This is a genomic window from Nostoc sp. (assembly GCF_036917465.1).
GTDB lineage: Bacteria > Cyanobacteriota > Cyanobacteriia > Cyanobacteriales > Nostocaceae > Nostoc.
Genome location: NZ_JBALDL010000006.1, coordinates 137325 through 149340, shown reverse-complemented (window position 1 = coordinate 149340; position 12016 = coordinate 137325). Strand labels below are relative to the sequence as shown.

General features: G+C 42.2%; 14 protein-coding genes and 2 pseudogenes. 10 read left to right on the top strand and 6 right to left on the bottom strand.

Features of this window, described 5'->3' with window-relative positions; genetic code table 11:
* Positions 1-394: 394 nt before the first annotated feature.
* The gene (locus V7K38_RS01985; protein ID WP_334855046.1) at positions 395-568 is read left to right on the top strand and encodes a hypothetical protein; all 174 of its coding nucleotides are present in this window, start codon (positions 395-397) and stop codon (positions 566-568) included.
* Here V7K38_RS01985 and V7K38_RS01980 read toward each other — a convergent pair.
* Positions 555-1562, bottom strand: a complete 1008-nt coding sequence (locus tag V7K38_RS01980; protein WP_334855045.1) for a class I SAM-dependent methyltransferase — start codon at positions 1560-1562, stop codon at positions 555-557. The two genes, V7K38_RS01985 and V7K38_RS01980, sit on opposite strands and share 14 nt — an antisense overlap.
* Between V7K38_RS01980 and V7K38_RS29520 the strand changes: the two genes are divergently transcribed.
* The 3 genes from V7K38_RS29520 (at position 1530) to V7K38_RS01965 (ending at position 4302) form a co-directional block, all read left to right on the top strand.
* Positions 1530-1856, top strand: a complete 327-nt coding sequence (locus tag V7K38_RS29520) for an ISAs1 family transposase (RefSeq protein ID WP_442940737.1) — start codon at positions 1530-1532, stop codon at positions 1854-1856. The genes V7K38_RS01980 and V7K38_RS29520 overlap by 33 nt on opposite strands.
* A 473-nt stretch (positions 1857-2329) precedes the next feature.
* Positions 2330-3571, top strand: coding sequence for a cytochrome P450 (locus tag V7K38_RS01970; RefSeq protein WP_334855044.1), 1242 nt, complete (start codon positions 2330-2332; stop codon positions 3569-3571).
* 188 nt (positions 3572-3759) lie between these two features.
* On the top strand, positions 3760-4302 hold the full coding sequence (locus tag V7K38_RS01965) for a DUF4334 domain-containing protein (RefSeq protein WP_334855043.1): 543 nt from the start codon (positions 3760-3762) through the stop codon (positions 4300-4302).
* 165 nt (positions 4303-4467) lie between these two features.
* Here the strand turns inward: V7K38_RS01965 and V7K38_RS01960 are convergent, their stop codons facing one another.
* The 3 genes and pseudogenes from V7K38_RS01960 to V7K38_RS01950 form a co-directional block, all read right to left on the bottom strand.
* Positions 4468-4800: a type II toxin-antitoxin system RelE/ParE family toxin gene (locus V7K38_RS01960; RefSeq protein ID WP_334855042.1), complete on the bottom strand. Its 333-nt coding sequence runs from the start codon at positions 4798-4800 to the stop codon at positions 4468-4470.
* Complete coding sequence (locus V7K38_RS01955) at positions 4797-5057, bottom strand: ribbon-helix-helix domain-containing protein (RefSeq protein WP_334855041.1); 261 nt, start codon at positions 5055-5057, stop codon at positions 4797-4799. The genes V7K38_RS01960 and V7K38_RS01955 overlap by 4 nt, the downstream gene beginning before the upstream one ends.
* A gap of 182 nt (positions 5058-5239) precedes the next feature.
* A pseudogene (locus V7K38_RS01950) lies at positions 5240-5432 on the bottom strand (NblA/ycf18 family protein).
* Positions 5433-5506: 74 nt separating this feature from the next.
* Here V7K38_RS01950 and V7K38_RS01945 point away from each other — a divergent pair.
* The 4 genes from V7K38_RS01945 (at position 5507) to V7K38_RS01930 (ending at position 8556) form a co-directional block, all read left to right on the top strand.
* Positions 5507-5734 carry a hypothetical protein gene (locus tag V7K38_RS01945; RefSeq protein WP_334855040.1) on the top strand — a complete coding sequence of 76 codons (228 nt, stop codon included), beginning with the start codon at positions 5507-5509 and terminating at the stop codon, positions 5732-5734.
* Between the two features lie 326 nt (positions 5735-6060).
* Complete coding sequence (locus tag V7K38_RS01940; protein ID WP_334855039.1) at positions 6061-7230, top strand: acyl-CoA dehydrogenase family protein; 1170 nt, start codon at positions 6061-6063, stop codon at positions 7228-7230.
* Positions 7220-7969, top strand: a complete 750-nt coding sequence (locus V7K38_RS01935; RefSeq protein WP_334855038.1) for a PIG-L deacetylase family protein — start codon at positions 7220-7222, stop codon at positions 7967-7969. The genes V7K38_RS01940 and V7K38_RS01935 overlap by 11 nt, the downstream gene beginning before the upstream one ends.
* Complete coding sequence (locus V7K38_RS01930; protein ID WP_334855037.1) at positions 7966-8556, top strand: class I SAM-dependent DNA methyltransferase; 591 nt, start codon at positions 7966-7968, stop codon at positions 8554-8556. The genes V7K38_RS01935 and V7K38_RS01930 overlap by 4 nt, the downstream gene beginning before the upstream one ends.
* A 58-nt stretch (positions 8557-8614) precedes the next feature.
* Here V7K38_RS01930 and V7K38_RS01925 read toward each other — a convergent pair whose 3' ends face one another.
* Positions 8615-9997 carry a glycosyltransferase family A protein gene (locus tag V7K38_RS01925; RefSeq protein WP_334855036.1) on the bottom strand — a complete coding sequence of 461 codons (1383 nt, stop codon included), beginning with the start codon at positions 9995-9997 and terminating at the stop codon, positions 8615-8617.
* Between the two features lie 335 nt (positions 9998-10332).
* Between V7K38_RS01925 and V7K38_RS01920 the strand changes: the two genes are divergently transcribed.
* Positions 10333-10953, top strand: a complete 621-nt coding sequence (locus V7K38_RS01920) for an MFS transporter (protein ID WP_334855035.1) — start codon at positions 10333-10335, stop codon at positions 10951-10953.
* On the opposite strand, the pseudogene V7K38_RS01915 reads toward V7K38_RS01920, so the two are convergent.
* Positions 10950-11039: pseudogene (locus tag V7K38_RS01915) on the bottom strand (NblA/ycf18 family protein); the annotation flags it as partial. The gene V7K38_RS01920 and the pseudogene V7K38_RS01915 sit on opposite strands and share 4 nt — an antisense overlap.
* Positions 11040-11448: 409 nt before the next feature.
* On the opposite strand from V7K38_RS01915, the gene V7K38_RS01910 reads away from it, so the two are divergent.
* Positions 11449-11718: a hypothetical protein gene (locus V7K38_RS01910; protein WP_334855034.1), complete on the top strand. Its 270-nt coding sequence runs from the start codon at positions 11449-11451 to the stop codon at positions 11716-11718.
* Positions 11719-12016: the final 298 nt, after the last annotated feature.

Sequence of the window (12016 nt, the reverse complement as noted above, 5' to 3'; positions counted from 1 at the left end):
CTCAGTTGCACTCGACTTGATAAATCCTCAACATTTAAGAAACTGGTTTGCTAGTTGCTGCTACTGTACCTCATAACAGCCGTAAATGCTGTAAGGGGAGCCAGCGCGGTCTTGGGGGTTTCCCCCATGAGCGACTGGCGTGGGCTAAGGGGGATCGAATTATATGCAGCTTCATAGAAAATTGGTATTACTGCTATGAAACTCACATATTTTTTAATGGAGATAGGCAGGGTTCACAAATCGCGTGACATAGAAACCACCAAACATAATGCTATAAAATACTGGGCTGAATTATTGAAAATCAAGCCGCTACAATACCCTTATCTTGGTTAAATTGCCTATTTTTAGGCTTGAACATGATTGGGAAACTACCCATCCTTAACTTTTCCTCTCTGTGAGACACACTCGTGTTCGCTTGAATCGAATGAAGGCGATCGCTCGGGGTTTCCTCTCTACGAGACGCTCAACGCGATCGCTTGAATGCTGTCGTCAGATCGCCTTTGTCCAAAGTTCAAACATCCTCTCAAGCTGCCATCTAGCTCTCGTTTTGGCAATTAGGGGGCTTTAGGTTTGACAAACTTTAGGGTCATACGGTCGCTCTCGCCAATGGCGAGGAAGCGTTTTTTATCCTTTTGTCCTTGGCTCAAGGTTGGAGGTAGTGTCCAAACTCCGCCCGGATAGTCTTTGGTATCTTTTGGATTGGCGTTAATCTCTGATTTGCCCACCAATTTGAAGCCGGCTTTTTCTACAGCAGCAATTATGCCCAATTCAGACATATAGCCAGTTTTAATACTCTCTTCTAAAGAAATATCTGGTTTGGCGCGGTGTTCTTCCACTCCCAAAATGCCCCCTGGCTTGAGTGCTTTGTAAGCTGCCGCGTAAACCTGCTCGTCATAGCCAGCCTTAACCCAGTTGTGAATATTGCGAAAGGTAAGAACTAGGTCTACAGAGTTGTCTGGAGCTAGGGTAAGTTCTTTTGGGGGATTAATTTCAACGACTTTGACCTTACCAAAAACCTCTGGATTAGCTGCTAGCTTCTGTTGGAAAGCCAAAGCGGGTTTACTCGTGCTAGGAGCAAAGTTAGTAACTATGAGTTGTCCCTTGGGCGCTAGAAATGGGGCTAATATCTCGGTATACCAACCGCTCCCTGGCCACAATTCAACTACGGTCATATTTGGGCGCAGACCGAAGAATTCAAGAGTCTGGGCTGGGTGGCGGTACTTGTCTCGGTCACGATTTGCAAGGGAGCGATGACTGCTGGTGAGTACAGTTTGGAGCGTGGCTGTGTGGTCAAAAGCTTTGGCTTGTTCGCTCTGGTTAGCTAGAACAGTGGGCATTACGGATGCCAACAAGAAAAAAGTCAGAGTTAAGGCTTTTAGCAAGCTTTGGCGGCGGTGGGTGGGATTTTGTCTCATAAATTGTTTTTTCTCCTTTCCGTCAGCATAAGGGCAAATAGGGTTCTCATAAATGGTGAGCATCTCACACTCTTGTACTATTTTTTCTGACAAAACTGGAGGTAATGCTGTGTGATGCGATCGCGTACCCGCCCTTTCCGGTGGCATCGCTCCTCTTTTCCTCGCTTGATTGGGGCGATCGCTTACAAATTTATTCTCCTGCGTTCCGATCCTCACGGAGGTAGAGTAAAAATTCACTCGATTCAATTTCAAATGCACTCAATAAAAGCTTTACAGATGGTCAGTGCTTGGTCAAAAGAACACCGTTTGGTCTTGGGACAAACGAAGGTGAGTGCTAAATCAAATGAAATTACAGCAATTCCAGCACTATTAGAAATGCTGGACTTATCTAGCTGCATCATTACTATTGATGCTTTTGCGTTCACAGAAATCGATTGCTAAAAAAATTGTAGAAAATGATTCTGATTATATTTTGAGCCTCAAAGATAATCATCCTACGCTACACCAACAAGTGAAAAGTTGGTTTGAAACAGCACAATATCTGGGGTGTTTAAAGGTGTTGATGTGAATATTAGCCAACGATTAGTTCAGAAAACCAGCATTTAACTGAATGGCTCAACAGTGGAGTTGACGAAGAAATCTTTGACCTAAATGTGCGTTCCCTTCCAGGGTTGCCGCAGGCATCGCTCTCTGGAACTTTACCTTATGAATACTTGCTTTACAGTCCCAATCGAGTGTATGGGGTGATGGCAAGGTGCATTCGCCCGCCCAGGAACGTTAGCGTAGCCCTAGCATTTGGTCAAGGATGCAATCCCGCAGATAAGATAAAGCTTTAGAGGTTGCCCTTAAACTGTTATGATCTTGTTGACTTGACAGTGACTCAAAGCAAATTATCACTAACCACCACCACAAGCATGAAGCATCTGTCGGATTACAACTTCTTTGACCCAGAACTGCTTGTGTGTCCTTATGAATTTTACAAGCTGGCTCAGGAGCAAGCACCAATTATGGAACTACCGAGTCCCAGAACTGATGCCAAGCTCTTTCTTGTTACCAGCTATGACTTGGTAAACGAAATCCTTAAGGATACAGGAGTATTCTCCAGCAATTTCTCTACTTTACTGGCAGGCATTGAAGAACAAGATAATGAATTGCAGAAAATCTCTGCTCAAGGTTGGCCTCAGATGAACACCCTGCTCACAGCAGACCCGCCAGAACACGAGCGATTCCGAGCGCTAGTGAATAAGGCATTTAGCTCGTCGCGTGTGAACAAAATGCATGATTTGATTGAGCAGATTGTTGATGAACTCATTGACTGTTTCATCACGAGGAGCAAGTGTGAATTTGTCAGTGAGTTTGCCGTCCCTTTACCTGTCAAAGTTATTGCTCAACAATTAGGTGTGCCGCCAGAGGATCTGCCAAAGTTCAAAAAATGGTCTGATGCTTTTATTGCGCGTCTAGGTCATCTACTTTCTAGAGAGCAGGAGATCGAGTGTGCTAAAGATGTTGTTGCTTTCCAACATTATTTTCATGATGTCATCGAGTCACGCAAAAAACAGCCTGAAGATGATTTGATCACCGACTTGGTACAGGCAAAGGTGGCTGGAGAACGAGCGCTCGATACTGCTGAACTGCTAAGTATAATTCAGCAAATACTAGTAGCAGGTAATGAGACGGTCACTAGTGCCCTTACAGCTGGGATGTTGTTGCTGACAAAGAATCAAGAGCAGATTCCGTTGCTACAAGCAGATCCTTCCCTGCTAGAGAATTTAGTGGAAGAAGTTTTACGGATGGAAAGCCCCACAGCCGGAATGTGGCGAGTTGTAACGCAAGATACAAAACTCCAAGACATCGATCTCAAAGCTGGGTCTTTAGTGATGCTTCGCTTCGATGCCGCTAACCGCGACCCCAGAAAATTTCAGGAGAGTGAGCGTTTCGATGTGCGCCGCCATAATGCAAGTAACCACCTATCTTTTGGTCATGGCATTCATTTTTGTTTGGGTGCTATGCTTGCTCGTAAGGAAATGCACATCGCTTATAAAAGGTTGCTGCTACGGATAAAGAATATCCGCTTGGCATCAGAAGGATACCAATACTTACCAAACGTACTCATGCGTACACTGAAGCACCTCTACATTGAGTTTGACAAAGTGTGATAGTGGCGATCAGAAAACTGTATTTCATATTTCTCATCAAGAATAGAACTAGAATTTATATAGCACTTGCATGAGATCAGTAAGCCTGTCATAATTTCCATCTCCTATCAGAGGCTTGTACTCGCATACGAAAGAATGAGTATAAAAAGCTCAGTTTTGCTAGGATAATAGGTAAAAGGATAACAACAATGGAAACCTTAGAAAATTATCAGTTAATTCTAAAAACGGGTAAAACTACAATAGAAAAAGCTCTAGAATTGTTTGATGCTTTTGAACCCGTGAATTTAGATTTTATGTTTGGTCGTTGGCAAGGGTCTGGACTACATACAAATCATCCAATGGATGGTTTATTAGAAATTTCTAATTGGTATGGGAAAGAATTTATAGATGCTGAAAATGTTCACCCTTTATTATTTTTAGATAGTCAGGGGAAGATTTTTCCAGTTGCGCCTCATCCGACTTTAATGAACTGGGTTTTGAAGTTACCGATACCCAAAAATAATTCTCTCAAACCGTTACTAGGGTCAATTAATTCTTTGCTGAAAACCGATAAAAGCCAAGCCAGACTGAGAATGATGGAGTATAGAGGCAAAGTCACGGCTACTATGATTTATGATTATTTGCCAATCAATGATTCTTTTAGAAAAGTAGATAAGAATACTGTGTTAGGAATTATGGATTATAAGAACCTAGCTCAACCTTTCTTTTTTGTTCTCAAACGATGCTTTTAGCCTTTGGCGGATAAATAGCTTGAGACTGAGATTCTTTCCGTAGACCTCCTTAAATCGCTCACGGCTTTCAACAACAATTCTTCCAAGGATGCTAGGGAGCGGTGTAGGTCATTCCTCACAAAGCTCACCCGATTAATTGCAGATATGGATTGGTTTTATTTTGGGTTAAAATTCTTCGTCTAAAGAGCTAAGTACATCTGCTAAATCTCTTGCTCCATGAAATACCCGCAAAATTTCAATGGTAGTATCCTCAAAAGAATAGAAAATCAGATAATCCCGAAAATCCTTGATGCGCCATTGTCGGATTTTACCCAATCTCGATTCCACCAACTGCGTTACCTTTCCCATCCCAGGAGTCTTTGACAACTGAGCAAAGGTTAATTCCGCAGCATTTAAGAATTTAACTGCTGCATCCGTATTCCCATTAACCAATATATAATTTGCCAAATGTCGCAAATCTTGCGTTGCCCGGTCTTTGACAATTAACCGATAGTTCATGTATCGTTTTGGTTCCCCATGCTGTTCTGACCTAAAACGGTAGAACGCAAATTCTGCCAATATTCCGGTGTTACTTCCTGCCCAAGAGAATCAATACCTTCTTTCAATAGTCCTTCTAACTTCACTTGTGCCTTGCGTTTTTGGTCTTGCTGTACCAATGAGAGAAAATATTCGCCAATGCTGCTATAGGCACCTGCCATCACTTGTGCCTCTACATAAACGCGTACCTCATCAGGTATATCAATACTGATATTCATTGGCTAAGAACCATAACTATCCTCATTATTTTAGCTGACAATTTCCATCAATCTTAAATTCCTCTGTCGCTATCTTGATTATCTTGGTCGCTTGGAGTCGAGGGGAAAATCGGGAGTATGTTTGTCACGAATGTGTGTTCGTTCTCTTCTGAGTCGCTTAAAGTAACCTTGCAAAGTTTGTTTTAGCCCAAGATTGAACCTGAATCAAGTTCCCACTGATGTTTGAGCAATTCTTGGTAAGTCTTTTCCCTTATCATCATCTGCTTATAGAACATCAGCAAAAACAATGCGAGCTTGTTCACGGGACATCTGCTGTACTTGCTCAGAGAAAGTTCTAAGGCTAAATTCTTGGTAAATTTGGCGCAATTCTTCAATTGTGCTGGCTGTTTTTGATTAATGCGCCGTCCACACCCCCCATTAATGAAGATGGAGATAATAATCGGGGGGGTATGGACATAGAGGCAGAACTCAGTGATTCTTGGTGGAAGCGAGTTAAATATTATGCTCAGTTAGCGATTGAGTATTTTGAGTCTGGGATTGACCAGGTTAAAGAATTACTCAGTACACTAACAAATGATGAGCGGTTGGGTGTAATGCTGGAGTTTGAGGATATTAACCCGAACAAATTTGCTCAACTGGTGACAGATGCGCCCCAGTGGACTGAGTGGATGGCGTGACTTGTACGATCGCTATTCCCTTCCACAAGAAAATTTTTTAAAGCGCAAATGTATTGCCTAATCTGCCGAAATTCGCATCTGACAACGACTTGACTCCTCCTAAATTTTTGAATTTGGAATTGCTGGAGGATATTACTGTTTATACTACCTAATTGGATAAAGTGCAGCTGAGAGGTATTTTCATTTTCTCTCTTTTTGTTTAATCACACAAAAGATAGATTTATTAACCAACTTAATTTCATTATTATCAACAAGATATAAAGAAATATTACAGAAAGGAGTCGGCTATTAACATCCAATTATCACAGAATATCGTCATCCCCAAATTGCCCGATTCTAAGATTGCTCTCGATCTAAAACGTGCCAAGGAAATCGCCGATTATTGTGCAAAGAATGCCAGTACTATAGATTGCAATAGTGCTTTTCCCAAGCAGGAGTTTGAACTGATTGCTAAGGCTGGGTTATTGGCTGCACCATTGGCGAAAGAATTAGGGGGATGGGGTGCAGGAATTGATGCTAATGTTACCTACGAGCTTTTAATCCTCTTAAAGCAGATAGGGCATGGCAATCTGGCAGTTGGTCGAATTTATGAAGGACATATCAACGCTCTGCAACTGATTCAGACCTTTGGTTCTATAGAACAAATCACAAGCTACGCCCGTGATGCCCGCGATCGCCAGAAAATATTTGGTGTTTGGAATGCCGAAGCCTCTGATGGTGTCAAGATAATTCCTTTTGAGAATGGACGTTATCGCCTAGAAGGTTCCAAAACGTTTTGTACTGGTGCAGGTTATGTAGAACGTCCTTTCGTTAATGGAGTATTGCCAGAAGGCGGTTGGCAAATGTGCATTGTGCCGATGGACGAAGTGACAACGGTTAGCGATCCAGCTTGGTGGCAACCTTCTGGGATGCGAGCTACCGCTAGTTACAAAGTCGATTTTAGCGGTGTAGAGTTGGATCAGAGCGCTTTAATCGGGCAGCCAGGAGATTACTATCGACAGCCGTGGTTGTCTGTTGGAGTGATTCGGTTTGCCGCCGTGCAACTAGGTGGGGCAGAAGCACTGTTTAACCTGACTCGCCAGTATCTCCAGAAGTTGGAATATACAAACGATCCATATCAACAGGAACGGCTTGGCAGAATGGCGATCGCCATTGAAAGTGGTAATCTCTGGCTGCGGGGGGCTGCGGATCGGGTAGCAGCCTATGCACCAGCGTTTGGTGGTTATCCCACAGTTACCCACCCACAAGCAGATCAACTCGTCGCCTATGCCAACATGGTGAGGACAGCAATTGAGCAAATTTGCATTGATGTGATGCATTTGTGCCAACGTTCTGTTGGAACTCGCGGCTTACTACCACCAAATTCGATGGAACGCATTATCCGAGATTTGACTCTATATCTGCGTCAACCTGCTTTTGATGCGGCCTTGGCAAATGTAGGACAATATGTCTTGCAGCAAAGTCAGGAAGCTGATTTGCTTTGGAATGATGAATAAATTCGGCTTGATTGGATTACCACTAAGCAATCCTAGTGTTTTGCCTTGGCGTTCCGTTGACGAGATCGCTTGTAGTCCGGCATTAATCGTTGCACCCCATCCTGATGATGAGACTTTAGGCTGTGGAGGTGCGATCGCTCTGTTACGGTCTTTGAATTGTGATGTGCAAGTTTTAGTCATAAGTGATGGTACTCTTTCACACCCTAACTCTCAGAAATATCCCGCAGATGAACTCCGTGCTTTGCGGGAAGCAGAAACCTTATCGGCATTGAAATTACTAGGTGTAGAAGTTAATGCTGTCACCTTTTTCAGAATGCAGGATGGGTCAATTTCAACACAGTATCAAAGTGCAGTGCCTAGTTGTCATGCTTACATCACAGAAATCGCCCCACAAATTATCTTTTTACCGTGGCGATATGACCCTCACGCAGACCACCGAGCAACCTGGAAGTTAATTCACACCGTGCTGAATGATTTGTGCTTTTCCCCCCGATTGATTGAGTATCCGATTTGGGATTGGGACTCAAACCAACAGCGAAGTCTACCAGAATCTCTTGAGGTAAAAACCTGGCGATTAAATATTAATACAGTAGTGGAGTTGAAACAAAAAGCGATCGCTGCTTATCGTTCCCAAATTACAGATTTAATTGATGATGACCCAGAAGGCTTTCGCCTGAGTCCCGAAATGTTAGCGAACTTTACTCGTCCTTGGGAAATTTATTTAGAGGAAATCCAATGAACCCGTTACAATCCGACTCCTTACCACCCAGTTACTTCGATAAACTCTACAGTGAAGATCCCGACCCGTGGAAGTTCGAGACAAGGGAATACGAAGCTAACAAATATGCTGCCACGATCGCAGCTTTACCCAAAGAGCGCTATCGGTCTGCCTTTGAAATCGGTGGTTCCATTGGCGTTTTAACTGAAAAGCTACAAAAGCATTGTGACTCACTACTCTCGGTTGATGTGTCAAAACTGGCGCAGAATAGAGCAAAACAGCGCTGTCGGCATCTCTCCAATGTCAAGTTCCAGATTATGCGTGTCCCGGAACAATATCCTGATGAGATGTTTGATTTAACTCTAGTCTCGGAAGTTGGCTATTACTGGAGCTGGGAAGACCTGAAAAAATCCCAACAGTGCATTTTAGAACACCTGGAACCTGGAGGACATCTACTTTTAGTTCATTGGACACTCTATGCCCGTGATTATCCGTTGAGTGGGGATGAAGTTCATAACTCGTTTTTTGAGTTAACTCCAAATAAATTGCGGCATTTAAAAGGTCAACGAGAGGAAGAATATCGACTTGATTTATTCGAGCGAGTTTAAGAAATGAAGAAGAATTCAGGCTTAATATCCTCCGAATAGAATTCGGGGGATATAAGCATCACGGCTTGTAACGCTTCCCTATTGGTGACGCGCTACCCTCACTGTTGCGTAAGCTTCCCACAGAGTACTGCTCTTTATGTGGCTCTAAATCATTCGGGGTCAAATTATTCCCTTGGAGTTTACTCCAACTGAGCCGCAAACTCTCAAGGCGCAAGCGCAAATCTCCAATTGCTTGTTGGATTTCCACGAGTTTCCAGCGCGAAGCCCAAGTTCCTTCTGACTGCTGGCGTTCTTCGACTTCTTCAAACAATTGACCAAAGGTATAAGGTTGGGTCAATTTCTGCACAAGCCATTGAGTTGAAATTCCCAGCATCTCTGCCAAGGACGCAACGCGAGGATAATCTGATTGATAGCCATTAAGAACATGCCACCACATCACTCGTAATTGGCGGCGTGCAACAAAACGAATTTCAATAGCTGCTGCTGGCTCCACTATAAATGGTTGCTGCTGCCGTCCCATTTCTATCCATTCACTCAACTGATTTGCTAAACCAACATTTGTACGTCCGATTTGCCTCGCCGAAGTTACTACCCGCACTAGGGGACTGTGGCGAAACCGGGCATTTACCCGTACCAAAGCACGGTAAAAAGCTACATCCTCAGGAGTCCGCACTGGTGGTAAGCCTCCTGCCAGTGCATACATTTCTGCTGTGACTGCCAAACTTGCTCCATAGTGTTGATAATGGCGGGGAAAGCTGTCATAGGGGTCGGGATCGAGATAAGTTTCTAATTCGGTAATTAAATAGCGGTAGCCTACTTCACGCAGATGGCAAGCTCTGGCGTAAGGGTCTAGATCGGCAAGACCATTGCGCTCAACAACAATTCGCCCACCTACAGCATCAGCACCACAGTTAATTTCGTATAGGTTAGCAGCAATCCAAGTTGGGCTTACCTGGGAGTCTCCATCAGTTGAAGCAATTACCCCCCTTGTGCGTCCTAAGCTACACAAACGGCGATATGCTTCATCCATCAAAATCTGACGCACTCGACCAATATAGGCTTCTGCATCAGACAGACTTTTTTCAACTACATGCAGTGCTATATCTGGATTTTGTTCAGCCAAATTTCGAGCTATAGCTGCTGAATCATCGCTACAATTATTTGCCAACAAAATTATTTCGTAACGTCTAGGATCTAAAAGCTGTCCTTCTAAATCAACCTGATGTATTAAGGCACTAAGGGTTGCTGCTAATGTCTGAGCTTCATTGCGAACTGGAACAATTACACAAACTTCACAATCCGGTGATGGTGGTATTTGAACTAAAGTTTGAGAAAAGTCTTGATCGACTTGTACAGATGGAAAGTCAGCAATGAAGAACAAGCCCTTACTTTCCATAAAAACCATTTTCCCATCTCCAGGAACAGCGACAGAGTATTTCATCCAAAACGAAAAATATTAATATTTGTAACTATATTTTGATGGTTCTCTCATTTACTTGGAATCTATCCCCAGTCTGATTAGTATTTATTAAAACTCTCACAACAGAAGCTATAAAAGAATAATATTTGTTTGTCTGTACCTCAAAGTGTTACTAATAAAAGCCTAATCATTATATATTCCTTACTCGTAGCAAATTTTAGACTAGAAAGTCATCCTTAAATCATGTATTTTATTTGATTTTTTTCCTGATAATCTGTCTGAAGAAAGAGACGAATAATATTACATCTCATTAAGATTTACTAAAAATAGTAAATAAATCAGACCAAAGCAGATTGATGCAAAAACTTAAACACAAGATTAGTAACCTGCTTTTTGGTCGTTATAAACATTCCTTGGATAATTCTAAAAGCACATCTGTTCGTAGTTTGGATCGCCTCAACCTTACCTTGGGCGATGTCCGAGATGTTTTTGAACCTTACTTGGCAATTTTCTTAGCCGCAGATCGTCATTGGAATCCAGCTCAAGTAGGTATTGCTCTATCGACTACTAGCATTGCTGGAATTTTGGCACAAACCCCAACAGGTGCGCTAGTTGATGCCTCCCGTCACAAAAGGTTACTGATTGCGATCGCTACCCTAGCCGTTGCAATTAGCTATATCGTGATTGTTAACTTTTCGGCTTTACCTGCGGTGGTTGCAGCTCAGGCTGTAATTGGTATATCAGCAGTAATTGTTGGCCCAACAGTTTCAGCTATCTCACTAGGAGTCGTAGGAAAAGACTCTTTAAACAAGCGCGTAGGGCGCAACGAAGTATTTAACCATACAGGCAACGTGAGTGCAGCAATTGTTGCTGGTTTGTTAGGACAATTTGCTGGACGAATTTGGATTTTTTACTTTTTAGTAGTTTTGTGTGTTGCCACTATTTTTTCAGTCTTTACCTTGCAAAATTTGTTTTAGCCCAAGATTGAACCTGAATCAAGTTCCCACTGATGTTTGAGCAATTCTTGGTAAGTCGCTTCTCTAACTATCATCTGCTTATATAGCAATCCTATCTGGGTTGTGAGAAAATACGTAAGAGAGTTAAGGGTATAATTAGTAGCCAAATAAGATGCGTTTGCCCTGCCCCATGAACACGTACACTTACGCTGTCTTTTTGAGAATATGTCACTGGGTATACTTTTAACTGCTTATTTTCTCTAACTAATGAAAAAATGGGCGAACCGGGAGTAATTATTTATTAACTGTCTTAACTGTCTTAACTGTCTTAACTGTCCATTTAAGTGACTTAAACTGCTATTGCATTTTATTGATAAACCTGAGATTATCTGTTTATTAAAATAAAATTGTGAAAAACAATAAAATCAAAAGACTTTTACACTTTTCGTTAGGCTAAATAACTTTTATTGCTGTTTATAATCTTTAAGTAGCAAAAAAACTTTGAGGGTGATTAAAATGAACGAAATCGTTAAAAAACTTGCTGGACTGGGACTTCCTGGCGTAATTCTAGTGATTCTAGCAGTTACATCAGGAGGTAGTTCCGCCGCCGTTGCAGCTACCCTTACAGCATTAGGGGGGCCGTTTGGTATCGTCGGAGGTATAGCCCTGCTTAATCTAATAACTGTTGCAGGAGATGCCGTAGCCCGATATGGAATAGAAGCCATTCTCAAGGCTATCTATGAAGAACGAAGCAAAACTGAATCCGTGACATTTCTCATAAATTAAATTAAAAATTTACCAATTACAGAAGAGCTAAAACTCAAACAAACTGAGACCAGAAAACAGTACTGATGCCCAAAAGATTGAGATTCCAAAAGTAGTTGAAATCGTTGAGGAATAAATTATAACTTCTTAATAGGTAGGCGCGGGGAAAGAGCGGAGAGTTTTTATTAACTCTAATGTTCCCTGATGTAAAACTAGTGTTAATCAAAGAACAGTACAGTGATTGAAAAGTTTTTGGCATTAAAAAAAGGAATGCTATTCGATGACACCTGCCGTTAGATATTAGAATTCATCGATATGA